Source organism: Acinetobacter sp. UBA991 (assembly GCF_002292065.1).
GTDB classification, from domain to species: Bacteria; Pseudomonadota; Gammaproteobacteria; order Pseudomonadales; family Moraxellaceae; genus Acinetobacter; species Acinetobacter higginsii.
Genome location: NZ_DBBF01000040.1, coordinates 47,932 through 64,710, shown reverse-complemented (window position 1 = coordinate 64,710; position 16,779 = coordinate 47,932). Strand labels below are relative to the sequence as shown.

The window sequence follows — 16,779 nt, the reverse complement described above, 5'->3', positions numbered from 1 at the left end:
ACCCCACACAAAACAAGCCAACTCAGCTTTAGCCTTAGCCAAAGCAGTTGCATTTTTGAGTGATCGATGAAGCGTGTAAGCCTCAACCGCTTTCTGAAACAAACTAATCTTCCGATTTAGTTCAATGTCTGCTAATATTTGATGGTTCATAAGATTTATCTCCGATTGAACGCGACCGCTACCCTGTTCGCGCAGGAAAGCGGTTTTTATTTGCCTGTACTTTCTGAGCGGTCGCATAAATCTGCTTGATGCTCATGGTTCTTTTCGTTCTCTGTTAAACCGAAAATCTTTTGCTTAATCTTTGTCTCAGCTTTCAATTGTTGGAGATGAGGCTTGATTAACGTTTCATACACATACTCACTTGCACCCTGTCCTGCTCTTAGCATTTCTGCCAATGAAGACAATTGCTCCTTATGGTCAGTAGGCATATGGATCGTAATAGACGCATCCTTTTTAGGTTTTCGCTTTGTCATGGTTGTTCCTAAGCGCTCAACGCTTGTATATCGGCTTTAAGTTTGCCTTTAGTTAAGATTTGAATTCTGGCTTGCGTATTACGAGGAATACCTCTTGAACGCCACTTGCTTACTGTTCCCCGAGTTACATTCAGCTTTCCAGTTAATTCAATGTCTTTAGCAACCTTAAAGTGGGTTACTAAATCATCTACAGTCATGGTTTACCTCTATAAACTTATAGTTTCCATTAGTAAACCATAAGTTTATCAACAAGGCAATATGTTTGTTTACTATAGGAAACAATAATGAGGAATTTTTTATGAGCTCTATAAGTGATCGTATTATTCAAAGAATGACCGAGCTTAAAGTTCGCCAAGTTGATTTGGTCGACGCAACGGGTGCTACAAAAGGAGCTGTATCTAAATGGGTGGCAGGTACAAATGTTCCAAAAGCAGAGTATATGCCTGCCCTTGCAGCGACTCTTAAAACATCTCAAGATTGGTTATTGTTTGGGAAAGAGCCAGAAAAATTAAACACATTTAAAATGCAAGAGTTCATGGATAAACATGGACTAAAAAATACTAATGAATCTTCTTTTGATGTGAATGACATACATGAGCCTACTGTCATTGACTATGAAACAGAAAATGGCTTTATTTGGATTGATGTAGTGGAAGCAAATTTTTCTTGTGGTGCAGGTGAGTCAATTGAGTTTCACTTTGATGTTATCAATGGAAAATTCCCTTTCCCACCTTCATTTTTTCATAGAAAACATATTGATCCTAAATGTATGAGAATCATTAAAGCAAAGGGTGACAGCATGTCTGACTTCATTCATGACCAGGACCTTGTAGGTATTGATATATCCCAGACAGAAATAATTGATGGTGAGATCTATGCAGTTTACTTTGAGGGTGAAGGCATGATTAAACAAATATTCAAGGAAGAAGGCGGAAAACTTATTCTCCACAGTTTGAACTCAAAATATAGAGATCGTGAAGTTACTGAGCAGAATGGTTTAAATTTCAGAGTAATGGGACGTCAATTTTGGCGTGCTGGATAAATAAAACCTCTTAAATAAAAGAGAACAAAATGATCGCAACGCTCAATAAATCCAAAACTGCACTAACGATCAATCGCCAAGAGTTTAAATTGGCATTAGGTAAAATTGGTGCAGGAATAGATAAACAAATAGCCTCCCTTAAAAAGGCCAAGCAAAGCTATGATGCTGCGGAAATAGCACGCGAGATCATAGTTGAGGCAAATATCTTTGAGGCTATCATTGAAGGATTTAATGAGGCAGAAGAAACCAATCTAAAACTTACTGACATAACCAATCTTGATGTAGCGCAAGGATGGATAGATGAATTTTTGGAAAAATATTCAAACGTTTGACATGTGTATTGAATAATAAAACTGTGAACCTGACAGAGTTTAAGAGGGAATTATGTTCGAAAAAATAAAAAAATGGTGGAACGGTGAGTGGGTAAGTTATGAGTTTGGTATTGGGCTTGATCGACATTGGACCTCTAAGGTTGCGCACTCAATCGTCAGGTATTTTATTAAACATCAAATCTGGATCATCCCTACAGTCATTACCGTGATAGCTTCTGTGGTTTTGGCAAGACCTTGGAAATGGTAATTATCTGAACCAAGGCCACCATGGGAAACCATATATTTGTTTTTTATCTTTTGTTAGGGTCTGTCTTTTTCGTAGCTGCCTTACTAGCTCCTTTCTCTCTTCAACATGCTTTTTTACTCTTTGCCTTGCTCTAGATAAACATTTCTTTTTAAACCATGTTGAATCCTCAAAAGCAGATAGTAAAAAATGAGATATGAAAAACGTGTTTAAAATAATAGATATAAAAATCATTGTTTGATTCATAACAAACTCCATCCAACCCACCCAGTGTGGGTTTTCTTTTGTCTATTAAAACATAAAGTTTCCAAACATAAAAATTAAAGTTTCTTTTAATAAACTTTTTGTTGACTTACAAGTTTCCTTTGGTAAACTAAATCTCATCAACAACAAAAAAGTCCCTAACTTTCGACGGACAGGGACTTTTACTCAAAGAGGATTTAAGTATGAACATAAAAACGAACGTAGTCAAACCAATGTGCACAGCACTTGGAGTGATGGGAATGCTAACAGCAGCTTATGCATTTAGCCCTGCGAAAGAACAAGAAGTTGCTCCATTAGTTGAGCAGATTGAAGTAACTGCCCCATTCAAACTCGAATCAATCAACGTTAAGTCAAGCAAAGCTGCTGTAGAGACTCTAAACGAGCAATACGTTGTTGAGTTTGAGTATGTTGCTGACTTCTCTACTCAACGCAATAGCGTTGGTGATACTTGGAATGAAGTTGAAGTCAAAGAAATCTTAGAACCACGTGTCTATGACGAAAACGGTGAAGTACCTAACCACTACTTAAGCACTTACAGCGTTCAAGAGATCGTCCAAGTAATCGAACAAGAATTGAGAAAGCCCGCTTAAGGGCTTCGGAGAAGAAGAATGAAAATTTATTCAATTGAAATTAATAACCTTGGGCAAATTGGAATGTTTAGTGGTTCTCCAATTCCTCATGGAACCCTTGGTGTGACTATAGACGAGCATAATTTTGACCTGTATGAGCGTGTTGGATGCGCAATCTTTTCTCGCTGTGGTGAACTTGTACACGTATATCAACATGCACCAGGAACAACAGAGGGATTTGGGGGCGCAAAGATTCAACTCCGCATTAAAGAGCCTTCTTGCATGTTCCCTAAAGTACAAGCTGCTCGTTTGCATACTTTTAAAGGTGATCTTTGGGATGGATTTAAAGCAGATCAAGAAGTAGCAAAGCATCTTGGTACAGAGCTACACAGCATTGGAATACGGACGTTAAAGAATCGTAACTCTTGCTTTTGGTCTACCAAAGCAACCTCAAAGTTTATGGAAACAATTGCCAAGGCTGTTGTATTTGGAAAGCCTGAGCAAGGTGACTTCAGCGCAGACTTGAAGGAGCAAACAGCATGATCGACCAACAAAAATCAATCAAAGCCTTAATGGTTGTGTTCTTTATGGTGTTTATCGCATTCCTTTATGTTCTGTATGCGCATATCTGCCCTGCTGTGATGGGAGCTTGAGATGGAAAACTACAAAATCAAAGTGAATGATTTAGAAGATTCTGAAAAATTGAAAGTTTTAGATGATTTGGTGCTTATTGGGTACCAAAAACACGCTAAGGACTGGGTTCCAAGAGAGATACAAAATTGTGGGCATTTCCTAGCTTATGCACCTCCTTATCATATTGAATGGGATCGTGTTGAAGCATGGGGGCGCCATGAAGATATTCCTGAACTCACCCTACCTCAGCTTCGCGACCTTGTTGCTAAAAGCAAGTTTAAAGTTCGTGAATATTTAGATCCAGCACGAGGTTATATGTATATCAAATTAACTGGGTGTGAAGTTAAAGAACAGATGCTGGGCAATGAAAAGTGGATTGAAATTCCCGAGTCTGCTGTTATGGCTTTAAAGCACCATGATAGCGAAGACATTTTTTTTCAAAATACCTATCCGATTGGGCTGTATGTAACACGACCTAAGTTGGTTTGGGATCGCCAGTCAACCCAAGAACAAGCCCTGATTAGTGGGCGTGAAGCTCTTGAGCGCATAGCCGAGGGTGTTGTTCAGTATAAATGCAGTAAAGATCCAGTTGCAGACAGATGGACAACAATCACTGATCATTTTTGGAATCAATACCATCTTGGATTGTTCTTGAATGAGGATACAACATGGAGCTTCCGCCTAAAACCCCGCACCATAACCCTGAGCCTAGAGATTCCAGCGCCTTTTGAGCCGAAGGATGGTGAAGAGGCTTGGTGTTTGGATGGCAGTATGATTAGTGGCTACAAAAAAATTAAATGTGACGATTTTATAGATTCAGGCATAGGTTTTTGGCGCACCGAAGAAGAAATCAAGCAAGTTGTTGCAGCGCTGAGGGGGATTAAACAATGAACGCTCAAGTGAACTTAGAAAGCCTAATCAAGTCAGAGACTCATGTTTGCAAGGCTTGTGGATCAACAACTAACAGCCGCTTTCTATCTCAAGGCGGCTACACATGGCACTGCAAATGCGGAGTTAATCAACGTGTTTGGTCTTGCAGTGAATCTTACACAAAAGCATTAGTCAAAGTTTTAGCAGCTTAGGAGAAGGTTATGAATGCTCAAGTTAATGAATTACAAGTATTAGAACAAAACGTGATTGTTCAGGCATTTGCAACTCAAGGCGGAAGTCTTTTATTGGTTGATCGTATTGCTGAAGAAGTCCGAAAGCATGTTCCAGATGTGACCACTAAAAAAGGACGTGATGCAATTGGATCTCTCGCTGCAAAAGTAAGTAAATCAAAAACACTTGCTGAAAAATATGCGAAAGACTTGGTTGCAGAAGAAAAGGCTCGAATCAAGCTAGTTGATGATGACCGCATTCAGTTTGTGAAGCGCATGGATGCTTTGCGTGATGAAATTCTTGCACCGCGTGATGCGTGGGAGCAAGCGGAAAAAGATCGTGTGAAGAAGCATCAAGACGCAATCATTGGTATCAAGATGCCTGCTGATCTTTTGCAAAACCACCCTACTGAGTGGACAAGCGAAAATATCAAAGTCGCTATTAATGACCTGGAGGGTGTCTGCATTGACTCTTCATTTGAAGAATTCGAACAAGAAGCAAAAATTGCAAAGTTTGAGACTCTTGAAAAGTTACGCACTGCCCTTGTTGCGCGTGAAAAATATGAAGCTGAACAAGCTGAATTAGAGCGTTTACGCAAAGAACAATTAGAGCGTGAACAACGTGAACGTGATGAGCGTATCGCTAAAGAAGCTGCCGATAAAGCACGTATTGAAGCTGAAGCTAAAGCATTAGCTGAACAACGTCGAGTTGAGCGTGAAAAGCAAGAAGCTGAAGAAAAAGCTGAGCGTGAAAAACGTGAAGCTGCTGAACGTGAAGCTCGCTTAATTGCTGAGAAAGAAGAAGCCGAATTGCGCGCACAACAAGCTGCTGTAATGGAAAGTCAGCGTATCGAACGTGAACAAGCAGCCAAAGAAGAAGCCGAACGTAAAGCAGAAGAAGCGCGTTTGGCTAATGTTGAACATATGCGCTCTATCAATAACGAAATTCTTAACAAGCTTTGTGAAATTGGTCTTGATGAAGGTCAAGCAAAAGCTGTCATTACTGCGATTGCTCGCAACCAAATTCCAAACGTTTCAATCAAATACTGAGGATTAAAAAATGAATGCACCAGTACAAAATACTTTAATCACAACTCAGATTACACACGTTGCTGAAACTTTAGGATTGGCAAATGTTAATCCTCAAGAGTTGAAAGAAACACTGATTCAAACTGCATTCCGTACTGAAACACAAGCTACGGATGCACAAATGGCTTCACTACTAATTGTTGCAGGTCAGTACAAGCTAAACCCATGGACTAAAGAAATTTATGCTTTCCCTGACAAAAACAAAGGGATTATTCCAGTGGTTGGTGTTGATGGTTGGTCACGCATTATCAATGGAAACTCTAACTTTGATGGAATGGAGTTTAAGTTTTCAGAAAATATGGTTCGCATGGATGGTGCAAAAGTTGACGCACCTGAATGGGTTGAGTGCGTGATCTATCGTAAAGATCGTACACATCCAACTGTAGTTCGTGAGTATCTATCCGAATGTTATCGCGCACCATTCAAATCAAAAACAGGTTATGTGGTAGAAGGTCCATGGCAAAGTCACCCTTCACGCTTCTTGCGTCACAAAGCAACAATTCAATGTGCTCGTTTGGCTTTCGGCTTCGTCGGCATTCACGACCAAGACGAAGCAGAACGAATTGCTGAAAGTGGTCAACCTGTTAAGGATGTTACACCCAATATCCCTGAAGGTTATCAAGACTTTGAAGATCAACACTTAAACAATATGCGTGCATTAGCAATGGAAGGTTCAGAAGCTTTGCAGACTGGCTATGTTGAATTACCTAAAGGCGAATGCAAAAAATACTTCTGGTCAATTCATAGTGTTTCTTTAAAAGAAGCTGCTCAACGTGCTGATCAACCACAAGGAGAAGTTTATGAACATTCTCCAGCGTAGTGATGATTGGTATGCGGAACGCTGTGGCAAAGTCACAGCAAGCCGAGTTAAAGATTTAAATGCAAAGCCCAGTAAGGGCAAAGCTTTAAATGCATTGGGATTAACAATTCTAGCTGAGCGCCTAACTGGCGTTCAGAAGGAGATCTTCACTAATACCGCCATGCAATGGGGTGTAGACAACGAACCCCATGCAATCACAGCTTATGAAAATGAGACTGGTAGTTTTGTTGTTGGCACTGGACTGATCAACCACCCTTTTATCAAGATGTTCGGCGCATCACCAGATGGACTCGTTGGTGATGATGGTCAGATTGAAGCTAAGTGCCCAGATACTACAACACATTTGAATACGCTTCTGACTAAGCAAGTTCCTGATGAGCACATTCCACAAATCACAAGCCAATTGTCTTGTACTCGTCGTGAGTGGTGTGACTTTATTAGCTTTGACCCACGGTTAGAGCCTGAACTACAAATCATTATTATCCGCGTCTTTGCTAAAGACTTGGCAATCGAAGCATTAGAACAAGATGTTTGCAAGTTTAACAAAGCAATCGATGACGCAATTGAAACTTTGAAGGTGGCAGCATGAATATTGAAACTCTAGAAAATGAAATCCAGTCGTGGATTGCAGTTAAATCATTTGCTGTTGAAGATGCTCATCCACAGCTACCAATTATTGATGCAAATGAACTTGCTGAAATGCTCAGTAGTGTTTTTAAAAAGCTTGAAGGCTGCGTGGTGGTGCCAAAAGATCAAGCTAAAGATACGGCACGGTTGGATTTCTTGCTAGCCGACACCCCTACTCGAACTATCTGCCAACACACTCATTGGTCTGATGATGGGGAGTTAATTGCAGAAGGCCAATGTGTTGCTGAAATTTATTATATTTCTGGGTGGGATTATATACGAGAGTCAATTTCTGAGACTAAAAGACAGGCTATTGATAAGGCAATGATAGAAGCAGCAAGGGCGGAAATGAGTAAATCAGAATTATGGTGTGTAGCTATCCGACCTGAATGTGATAGCCCGTTTGAGCAATGCCCTGCTGCATCCAAAGAATTAGCAGAAAAGGCAGTTGCTCGCTACAAAAGCATGAATGAGAAGGAAGGAAATGAATTTGCCTTAGAGATTTTCGATGATTGCTTTGAGGTGCAAGTTTGGGAAGGTACTGCAGAAGATCACGCCAAGGAAATGTTCTATACAGAATCTTGGTTTAATGAAGCAATGTACTGGTGTGACAATTTAGAAATGGCTGAACGTGTTTTTAAGTTTGGTGAGATAGTTGACTGTCATAAAAAAGGCTATCCAATATTAAAAACATCAGATTTTGAAGAGGCTAAACGCTTTTTCGAAAAAGCAAAAGCGGATGCGGAGGAATCTTAATGTCAAATTCTTACGAGATTAGAACCTTGTCTGACTTATTAAAAGTTCCTTCAGACAGATTGCATGACTGCATGGCTGAGCTTGCTGATGGAATAATAGCTTTTAAAGCTAACTGTGAAGCACTAGACATTCACAATGGACTAGATGAAATCACTTGGCATGATGATCAAAAGAAAGACCAGCGGCATAGTTTCCTCTGTGAAGATGGTAGAGAGCTAAGAATTGATTTAAAAGCGGATGCGGAGGGGTGATAGATGCAAACAAGCGAACAAGAACTTCTTCAGGAGATTTTGCTTGAGGTTAAGCAAATGAAACAGCAGTTAGCCCGAGTCAATGAGGAGCGAGTTTGTATTGAAGAATTTTGCCGTAGACTGAATTGGAAGAAAACAAAGTTTTATTCCAGAATACAACAAGGTGAAATTGAATCCCCTATTAAAGATGGTCGATTCAGTTACTACCTAAATTCATATGTGAATGAGGTAGTCACAAGAGAATCAAAATCTGCTACATTAGCCGCTTAAGTAAAGCGGCTTTACTTTATTTATAACAGCCACTTTTCTTAATGTGAGTAACAATGTGAGTAACACCACACAGTACTCAATCAAACATTTAATATAATCAATAGGTTGATTCTAAAATGCTTCTAATGATTGACAATTATGACTCATTTACTTACAACATCGTTCAATACTTTGGCGAGTTGAATCAAGAAGTAAAAGTTGTTCGTAATGATCAAGTGACATTAGAGGATATTGAGCGATGGCAGCCAAAATATCTGGTGATTGGCCCGGGTCCTTGCTCACCGAGTGAAGCGGGTATCTCTATTCCAGCCATCAATCACTTTGCTGGCAAAATTCCTTTGCTTGGCGTTTGCTTAGGTCATCAAGCGATTGGACAGGCTTTTGGTGGCAATATCATTCGCGCTAAAACAGTGATGCATGGCCGCCTATCCGATATGCACCATAGTGACAAAGGGATTTTTAGCAACTTGCCGTCGCCTTTTGCCGCTACACGTTACCATTCACTGGTGATTGAACAGGAAACTTTGCCTGAATGCTTAGAAGTTATCTGCTGGACCAATCAAACAGATGGTACGATTGAAGAAATTATGGGTGTCAAACATAAAACACTTCCTGTGGAAGGTGTGCAATTCCACCCTGAGTCTATTTTGAGTGAACACGGCCATCAAATTTTCAAAAACTTCTTGGATATTTATGCTTAATCTCAAGATTTAACAATACTAAGCATCTAAACAGCCTATTTTTATAAGTAGGCTGTTTTTATTTTGAACATATAAAAACAATATATAACTCATACATACTGCACAAATTTTCAGCATTAAAATTAATCTGAAAACTTACACTTAAAAACAAGTCATTCTTTTTCAATAATTAATCCACTTTTCACACGTTATAAAAAGTAAGTTCAATCCTCAATTTCTGTTTTGTCTGATTGCATTTTACTTTTTTAGATTAACTATAGTCATAGGAATGATTAAGTTTCAGGGCGGCTGGATGATAGAATCTAAGTCATTGTTCTTAGCATTCCCCCTGAATGATCTATCAGGATAACCTATTGTGAATACCTTGGTTTTATTGAATATTATTGTTTTCGTCCTGCTCATGGCAGGATTGTTTTTTAGCTACCGTAAAGATTGGAGTCTCTCCAAAAAAGTTCTGATCGGTATGATCGTAGGTATCTTTTTTGGTTTAGCCCTTAAAGCGGTCTATGGTGATAACCCTGTTATTGAACATTCAATTGCATGGATTAACCTTGTTGGTAATGGTTATGTACAACTATTACAAATGGTGATCATGCCACTGATTTTCATTTCAATTTTAAGTGCAGTGGTGAAACTACATCAAACCACGTCTCTTGGAAAAATCAGTGTACTCGTGATTGGTATCTTGTTAGTGACCACGGCTATTGCAGCACTTGTCGGTGCTGGAATCACCAATTTATTCGGCTTAACGGCTGAAGGACTGGTACAAGGCACCAAAGAAGCAGCACGTCTGGCAACCATCCAAAGTCAATACATTGGGCAAGTGACAGATTTAGATGTTCCAAAGCTCTTGCTTTCACTATTCCCTCAAAACCCATTTGCTGATTTAACCGGTGTTCGTCCAACAGCGATCATCAGTGTGGTGATTTTCTCTGCATTTTTAGGTGTGGCAGCACTTAAACTGATGGATAAAGACACCGTCAATGGCGAAAGAATCAGACACGGGATTGAAGCGCTGCAAGCCTTGGTGATTAGTCTTGTCCGCTTAGTGATGCAATTTACGCCTTATGGTGTATTAGCATTGATGACTAAAATGGTGGCAACAGCAAATGTAGCCGACATCGTTAAATTAGGTGAGTTCCTCGTTGCATCTTATCTTGGACTTGCAATCATGTTCCTCGTACATGCGCTGATTTTGCTGTTTGTACGTGTCAATCCAATCGACTTTTTCAAGAAAGTTTTTCCTGTTTTAACTTTTGCATTTACCAGTCGTTCAAGTGCCGCGAGTATTCCACTCAATATTGAAGCACAAACCAAACAATTGGGTGTGCCTGAAGGTATCGCCAGCTTCTCGGCTTCCTTTGGTGCAACCATTGGTCAAAATGGTTGTGCTGGTTTATACCCTGCGATGCTGGCGGTTATGGTTGCGCCAACAGTGGGTATCAATCCACTTGATCCGTTATGGATTGCCCAATTGGTTGTGGTGGTGACTCTCAGTTCGATTGGTGTAGCTGGCGTTGGTGGCGGTGCAACCTTCGCTGCTTTAATCGTCCTCCCAGCCATGGGCTTACCGATTACTTTAGTTGCGCTATTGATTTCAATTGAGCCATTGATTGATATGGGCCGTACTGCTTTAAACGTCAACGGTTCGATGACTGCAGGCACAGCGACCAGTCAATTACTCGGTGTCAGAAATCCACAGCCCGATAATGATGCTTAAAACACACTGAAAATAAAAAAGCCAACGCATCATCGTTGGCTTTTTTATAACTGAATAAATTACAACTTCAACTGTTGCACGAGCGAACCATCTTGTTTCGCCACTAAGGATTCACACAGTTGAATCCGTTCCTTGGTTTGATTTAAACCACGCTCGACTCCGACCAACTCTTTTGTTCTCGGTGCAAAGAAGGCATTCAACTGCGTCGCTTCTTGTTGTGTACAAGCTGCACCACTAAACAATGCAGGGAAGCGTCCAGCAGAAGACTTACCTAAACGATCAAACACAGCATCGTGATTGGCCTTAAACCATGACCAAAGTCCGCCTTGTTCACCGCTATAGCTATTGATTGAGTTAATCACGGTACGTACTTCACCAACTTTCACACGTGGGTCTAAAACTAACTGACGTGCCTGCTGACGTGTTTCCACCTGATTTGCTGAGCCTAAGGCAGTAAGCATCGCCAAACGTTGGGTCGGTTGCGTGATGTGTTGTAACTCCCCCGCTAAACGATCAAAGGTAGGCTGCCCTTTTTCTTGTACTCGTACAGCTAAAATCGTTGGTAAAAGCTCGGGGGGTAATGTTGCAAAATTCAATTGCTTTTGAGCGAATAGAGCGTCGGATTGTTTTAACAATTGCTCACGCACTTCTGGCACCTGAATTTCCAATGCAAGAAATTGGGCTAACTCACTACGCCACAAACTATCCTCAGCAGACTCACCTGCTTTGCTCGCATAACCCAATTGATTTAATTTGGGTAGATATAAATTCGTGAGCACTTTTCTAAAATGCTCACGTTCTGCCTCAGTCTTCAGCACATGGCGCTGGATTGTACTGAGCTGCTGAAACAATGCCGTACTAATCTGTCGGCTATTCGAGTTCGCAAACTTCTTCGCCACATCCACCACCGCCAACAGGTTAATATCACCATGGTTAAATGCCGCTGAAACAGCATAGGCATAGGCCAATTGTTCAGTATTAGAGAGTTTTTCTGTAGCGGCAGTCAGACGAGCAAGTTCTGGTTCAGGCAAACTAAATTGGTAATAGCCTGCTGCATCTGCATTTGGAATATACCAACTGTTAATACGTGCACCTTTGAGTTCAATTTTAGCTTCCGCTTGATCGATTAACTCACATTGAACTTTACTTGCTGCATTGGGAACTTCATAACGTACGCATAACGGTACCCCCCAAAGACTGTTGGCATCGCCTTTAGAACCAACAGGTAAGTAACGCGTTTGCTTCACATTTAAAAAGACTTTATTGCCTTGTTGCTGCAATGAGGTACTCAGCAAAGGTACGCCCGGTTGATCAATAAAACTTTTCACCGCTTTGCTAAAACGCTCAGCTTGACCAGACTGTTCTGCAAGGGAACTAATTAAATCATTGGCTGTGGCATTACCATATTGATGCTTGTGAATATAATTACGCACCCCTTGTTTGAATTTGTCTTCGCCTAGATAGCTCTCAAACATATTTAAAACAGCTGCACCTTTTTGGTAGGTAATGCCATCAAAAGCCGTTTGAATATCGGCATTGCTTAAAATTGGCTGACTGATACGGCGTACACTGACCAAGCTATCACTTTTCATCGCCCCTGCAGTATCAACGACACGTTCAAGATCAGCGTTAAATTCAGGATGTAATTGTTGGGTAATCTTACTTTGCATCCACGTGGCAAAAGATTCATTCAACCACAGGTCATCCCACCACGGCATGGTCACCACATCCCCAAACCATTGATGTGCCAATTCATGCGCATTGACATTAAAAGAGCTTTGTACAAATGACACGGGAGAGTCTTTATCCAGTAGCATTAGATAGTCTCTAAATGTAATCAGTCCGGGATTTTCCATCGCACCCGCCGCAAAGTCAGGTGCAGCAAGCAAATCTAGCTTGTCGAATGGATATCCGAATGCAAAATAATCTTCTAATGTTTTTAAAATTGCGGGAGTTTCAGACAAGGCATGCTGCATTTTTTCAGCCTTAGCATCGGGTGCAAGACCTCGTAATTTGATCGCCTGTTTACGCCACTCAGTCGCACCAATATCAGGACCTTGTTGTACTTGCCAAGGACCAACCGCCAATGCCAGTAGATAGGTTGGTAGTGGTTTGGTCGGGGCAAAGCTTAAAGTTTTCCAACCCGATTTTTCGGTCTGTTCAGAGACTTGATTTGTATTGGCAAAACCTGAATATTTACTTGGTATGGTTAATCGAATATTAAAGGGTGTTTTAAAACGTGGCTCATCAAATGATGGAAAGGATTGACGTGCACTGATCGCCTCCATTTGAGTCATGACATAAGGTTTACCCTCAAACTCAATTTTATAAATACCGTCCAGTTGCTGATCATAATCGGCATTGAAATCCAATACTAAGCTGTACTGACCTGCTGGTAATGTCTGGGCAAATTTAATCAGACTGACACCATCAACTTCTGAAGCTTGCTCATATTTGGCCGTGGTTTTCTGTCCAGCTGCGGATAGGATGTTGGCCTCTTTTACCGATAAAGATTTGCCATGAATCCAAACATGATCGGTTGCTTGGGTCAGTTTTAAATGAATGGTGGTTTTACCGGTATAACTTTTTTGTGCAGGATCAATTTTAAAATCTAAATCATAAGATTCGGGTATGGCCCATTCAGGCAATTTGCCGATTGGAATTTGTTCATTGCTATTTGATGCAAAAATCTGGGTTGCAGATAATGAAAGTAATGTTGTAAGTAGCAATTGTTTTTTAAATGAAGGTTTGACCAACATAGGAGATCTGTCCTCTGTAGTTTTTAAAATAAAAAGACGCAGCAAATGGTGTACCACTTCGCTGCGTCCACACATCATTGTTAGAATTTATAATTAAACTCCAACCAACCCTGACGGCCGATTGGTGAATATGATCCTACTGGATAATATGGCCATCCGCCTGTGTCATCGTGTTTCACTTTGTCAAATAGGTTATTCACAATGATTGATGCAGAGGCCTTGGGTGAAATTTGATAAGTTCCACTCCAATTGACCAAATAAGTCGGGCTTAAGTAAGCTGTTTGATTACCGTTTGGAATCTTGCCGTAGCGATTGACTAATACGGTTGATGCCCAATCACCGAGACTCCAACGGAGACTGGTATTAAAGCGGTCTCGCCAATCTGGAATGGTTAAGTCTTTTAAATAGTTATCTTTCTCGCCATCTTTTGATTGTTGATATTCACGTTCAAGCACACGGCTATAATTCACCGTCCACAGGAAGTTACCTAAATTTTCTGTTTTCCAACGCCATTTGCTGGTGAAATCAATCCCACGAGTATGATCTGAGGCAGCATTGATCGGAACAATATTGATATTGTTGATCACATTTGGATCAACCACTGCATTTGTAGGATTGCGCTCTACTCGTGCCAACGCATCAACACATTGTGCCGAATTGATATCTTGTGCACCCAAACGACAATCAGCTTCTAAACGTAAAATCTTATCTTCACTTAAATTGGTTACCAGATTATCAATTTTGATATCCCAATAATCGACGGAAATATCAAACTTATTGCTTGGAGACCAAACAAAACCTGCACCATAAGATTTGCCTTCTTCTGGCTTTAAATCTTTGTTGCCCGTTAGTGTGTAGTTCGCACCAGGCGAATAATCTTTAAAGCTACATTTATCTAATGCTTGTCCCGTTTGGCTACAACGTAAATAATCGGTGGTACTTGGGAAATACCCTCTTTGTTTATTCAAAAACAGATAGTTCATATCTGGTGCACGAAAACTGGTTGCGTAGTTGCCTCGCACCAATAAGGTTGGATGTGGTCTAAATTCTAAGCCTGAACCAAATGTGAATTTATCAATACTACTATCTGACAAAGCATAACGGTCATAGCGTCCAGACAAGGTGAGGTTGAGCGGTTTAGCTAAAGGTAAGAATAATTCCGTACCTAATGCCTGACGGGTACGTGCCCCACCATATTCACCACTGGAAGTGGCATTATAGAAGTCCCCATTTTCCACCGCCTTATCGGGTTTGATTTTAAAACCTTGGCGTCCAATTTCTGCCACAGCAGCAAGCTTGGCCGTTCCTGCAGGCAATTCAAACACATCACCATTTGCACTCAGGGTTAAACTCTGTGCCCAAGACTTGTCGTTTTCCTCAGTTGTGCCTGAAATGCTTCTAAACTCACTAGCGGTCAGTGGCCGACTGATACGATCTAAATGCGGGGAATAAATTGGAATACCATCTTGATCTGTCCCCAATTGCCGACCTAAGAAATATTCATCAACATTCGAACGTACCAGCCCTTGTTTACGTAATTGACTGGTATAAATCGAGCCATTATAGGCTGCTTCATAACGCCAGCTACTGTCTCCAATATCGCCACGGATACCAAAGTTCAAATTGGAGGAGAGTTCTTTCCATTTTTTATTGGCTTGCTCGACACCACCGAGTTCTTCTGGTGCAAAACGTCGTGTCCAGATTTCATAATTTCCTGTGTCTTGATTGAGGAAATAGCCACTACTTGCGCCTAAAGAAGTCCATGTCGGGCCACGAGTATTGTTTTCAATTTGATTGGCACCAATCAAAACATCCGCGAATAATTGAGTTTTCTCATTCAGCTCATAATCTAAACCGAGATAACCATTTTGGCTGCGATTCTTGGTTTGAACCGTCCAATAGGTCGGTCTGGCTAAACCACTGGCACAATTATCGGTCCCCGCTTTTCCAATATTTTTTACTGAGCCTTTAAATAGATCATCAAATGCCTCACAGCCATTAATTGAAAGATATTGGCCTGTCTTGGCATTTTTACGTCCAACGATCGTGTCTGGCTTTTCCCCTCGAAGCGTTCGGCTCGACATGAAATCTCGGTCAGCCGCCCAAATTGGTTCGCGCCCACTCAGTTCAACACCATAAACCAGATTGAGCTTGTCCAATGTTTTACTGCCACTCAATTGTAGACGTAAATTTTCACCACCTTCTTTAGTGCCACCTGCCTTGATATTGAATTGTGTCCCATCAGTTTTCTTTTTCAGGATGATATTGACTACACCCGCAATCGCATCTGAACCATAAATCGCGGAAGCTCCACCATTTAAGATTTCAATGCGGTCAATAATCGCAGTCGGAATATTGGCTAAATTGACAAAATTCACAGCGCCGTCATAAGGCACTGGATAATCTGCAACTCGGTGTCCATTAATTAAGGTTAAGGTATGGTTCGGCCCTAAACCGCGCAAACTAATCGCATTGGCTGCGGGAGTAAAAGTATTGCCATAATCCGCGCCTTGTACAAAACCTGTGTTTTGCGTCAGGTTATTCAAGGCATCAAAGGCATTACTAAAACCGTGTTTCTCGATATCGGCTGCGGTAATCACGGTCACACTGGTTGGGCCATCTTTCTGGGCTTTGGATATACGTGAACCTGTCACCGCAACATGCACCACTTTATCCGATGTTGTCGTTGTTTGTGGCTGTTCTACATTTGTCTCCGCATGGCTCTCTAATGGATGAAGACATGCAATAAAGACAAAAACAAAACAACCTTTGTTTTTAACAGCCCCAAGATATTTCAAGTAATTTAGATACATATTTATGAATGAGTAAAATGAAGACCGCCCTAATATATCTACTTTTATTTAGTTGATTTATACACATTTTTTATAGGGATATGTGTGAATAAGATATACCAAATGGTTGATTATTTATCATAAAAACTAAAATAACTCCCCCATAAAATAAAACCTTTTTCATTCAATCACTCCCAGTCACAAATTTACCAATGCGCCTAAACGGGTTAAATTTTAAAAACTCTCTAGCCACAACCCAAATCTTGAGTTATTTTCTGCTAACATAGCCCTTTAGCGGGTGGGACACACACCACATAAAGCTGAGCTATCCTTCATC

The 16,779-nt window shown here is 40.7% G+C and carries 19 protein-coding genes and 1 pseudogene; 15 read left to right on the top strand and 5 right to left on the bottom strand.

Annotated features, from left to right (window positions below; translation table 11 throughout):
• Positions 1 to 206 precede the first annotated feature (206 nt).
• Complete coding sequence (locus tag B2727_RS16595; protein WP_033134830.1) at positions 207 to 473, bottom strand: hypothetical protein; 267 nt, start codon at positions 471 to 473, stop codon at positions 207 to 209.
• 8 nt (positions 474 to 481) lie between these two features.
• Positions 482 to 670, bottom strand: coding sequence for a Cro/CI family transcriptional regulator (locus tag B2727_RS16590; RefSeq protein WP_291349729.1), 189 nt, complete (start codon positions 668 to 670; stop codon positions 482 to 484).
• 101 nt (positions 671 to 771) lie between these two features.
• Here B2727_RS16590 and B2727_RS16585 point away from each other — a divergent pair, with 101 nt between their 5' ends.
• The 3 genes from B2727_RS16585 to B2727_RS16575 are packed head-to-tail and all read left to right on the top strand — an operon-like array spanning position 772 to position 2,094.
• On the top strand, positions 772 to 1,515 hold the full coding sequence (locus B2727_RS16585) for a S24 family peptidase (protein WP_033134831.1): 744 nt from the start codon (positions 772 to 774) through the stop codon (positions 1,513 to 1,515).
• A gap of 29 nt (positions 1,516 to 1,544) precedes the next feature.
• On the top strand, positions 1,545 to 1,847 hold the full coding sequence (locus B2727_RS16580; RefSeq protein WP_096910988.1) for a hypothetical protein: 303 nt from the start codon (positions 1,545 to 1,547) through the stop codon (positions 1,845 to 1,847).
• Between the two features lie 52 nt (positions 1,848 to 1,899).
• Positions 1,900 to 2,094, top strand: coding sequence for a hypothetical protein (locus B2727_RS16575; protein WP_096910987.1), 195 nt, complete (start codon positions 1,900 to 1,902; stop codon positions 2,092 to 2,094).
• Here the strand turns inward: B2727_RS16575 and B2727_RS16570 are convergent, their stop codons facing one another.
• Positions 2,095 to 2,337: a hypothetical protein gene (locus B2727_RS16570; protein ID WP_096910986.1), complete on the bottom strand. Its 243-nt coding sequence runs from the start codon at positions 2,335 to 2,337 to the stop codon at positions 2,095 to 2,097.
• Between the two features lie 200 nt (positions 2,338 to 2,537).
• Between B2727_RS16570 and B2727_RS16565 the strand changes: the two genes are divergently transcribed.
• From B2727_RS16565 to B2727_RS16510, 12 genes are all read left to right on the top strand, one after another.
• Positions 2,538 to 2,945: a hypothetical protein gene (locus B2727_RS16565; RefSeq protein ID WP_291349725.1), complete on the top strand. Its 408-nt coding sequence runs from the start codon at positions 2,538 to 2,540 to the stop codon at positions 2,943 to 2,945.
• 18 nt (positions 2,946 to 2,963) lie between these two features.
• Positions 2,964 to 3,467 (top strand): hypothetical protein, encoded by a 504-nt coding sequence (locus B2727_RS16560; protein ID WP_241345293.1) that lies wholly within the window; start codon positions 2,964 to 2,966, stop codon positions 3,465 to 3,467.
• 111 nt (positions 3,468 to 3,578) lie between these two features.
• The gene (locus B2727_RS16555) at positions 3,579 to 4,448 is read left to right on the top strand and encodes a hypothetical protein (protein ID WP_291349724.1); all 870 of its coding nucleotides are present in this window, start codon (positions 3,579 to 3,581) and stop codon (positions 4,446 to 4,448) included.
• Positions 4,449 to 4,490: 42 nt separating this feature from the next.
• Complete coding sequence (locus tag B2727_RS16550) at positions 4,491 to 4,619, top strand: hypothetical protein (RefSeq protein WP_291349723.1); 129 nt, start codon at positions 4,491 to 4,493, stop codon at positions 4,617 to 4,619.
• Between the two features lie 29 nt (positions 4,620 to 4,648).
• On the top strand, positions 4,649 to 5,707 hold the full coding sequence (locus B2727_RS16545) for a hypothetical protein (RefSeq protein WP_291349722.1): 1,059 nt from the start codon (positions 4,649 to 4,651) through the stop codon (positions 5,705 to 5,707).
• A gap of 10 nt (positions 5,708 to 5,717) precedes the next feature.
• Entirely contained in the window at positions 5,718 to 6,566 is an 849-nt protein-coding gene (gene bet / locus B2727_RS16540) for a phage recombination protein Bet (RefSeq protein ID WP_161417494.1), read from the top strand.
• The gene (locus B2727_RS16535) at positions 6,547 to 7,155 is read left to right on the top strand and encodes a lambda exonuclease family protein (RefSeq protein WP_291349719.1); all 609 of its coding nucleotides are present in this window, start codon (positions 6,547 to 6,549) and stop codon (positions 7,153 to 7,155) included. The genes bet and B2727_RS16535 overlap by 20 nt, the downstream gene beginning before the upstream one ends.
• A 386-nt stretch (positions 7,156 to 7,541) precedes the next feature.
• Complete coding sequence (locus tag B2727_RS16530) at positions 7,542 to 7,949, top strand: hypothetical protein (protein ID WP_291349732.1); 408 nt, start codon at positions 7,542 to 7,544, stop codon at positions 7,947 to 7,949.
• Positions 7,949 to 8,200, top strand: a complete 252-nt coding sequence (locus B2727_RS16525; protein WP_291349717.1) for a hypothetical protein — start codon at positions 7,949 to 7,951, stop codon at positions 8,198 to 8,200. The genes B2727_RS16530 and B2727_RS16525 overlap by 1 nt, the downstream gene beginning before the upstream one ends.
• Before the next feature lie 3 nt (positions 8,201 to 8,203).
• Entirely contained in the window at positions 8,204 to 8,470 is a 267-nt protein-coding gene (locus B2727_RS16520) for a hypothetical protein (protein WP_291349715.1), read from the top strand.
• A gap of 116 nt (positions 8,471 to 8,586) precedes the next feature.
• On the top strand, positions 8,587 to 9,171 hold the full coding sequence (locus B2727_RS16515) for an anthranilate synthase component II (protein WP_005202428.1): 585 nt from the start codon (positions 8,587 to 8,589) through the stop codon (positions 9,169 to 9,171).
• A gap of 355 nt (positions 9,172 to 9,526) precedes the next feature.
• Positions 9,527 to 10,891: an L-cystine transporter gene (locus B2727_RS16510; protein ID WP_005202416.1), complete on the top strand. Its 1,365-nt coding sequence runs from the start codon at positions 9,527 to 9,529 to the stop codon at positions 10,889 to 10,891.
• A 59-nt stretch (positions 10,892 to 10,950) separates the two neighbouring features.
• Here B2727_RS16510 and B2727_RS16505 read toward each other — a convergent pair.
• Positions 10,951 to 13,723, bottom strand: a pseudogene (locus tag B2727_RS16505) (M1 family metallopeptidase).
• Between the two features lie 7 nt (positions 13,724 to 13,730).
• The gene (locus B2727_RS16500; RefSeq protein ID WP_005202411.1) at positions 13,731 to 16,463 is read right to left on the bottom strand and encodes a TonB-dependent receptor plug domain-containing protein; all 2,733 of its coding nucleotides are present in this window, start codon (positions 16,461 to 16,463) and stop codon (positions 13,731 to 13,733) included.
• Between the last annotated feature and the right edge of the window lie 316 nt (positions 16,464 to 16,779).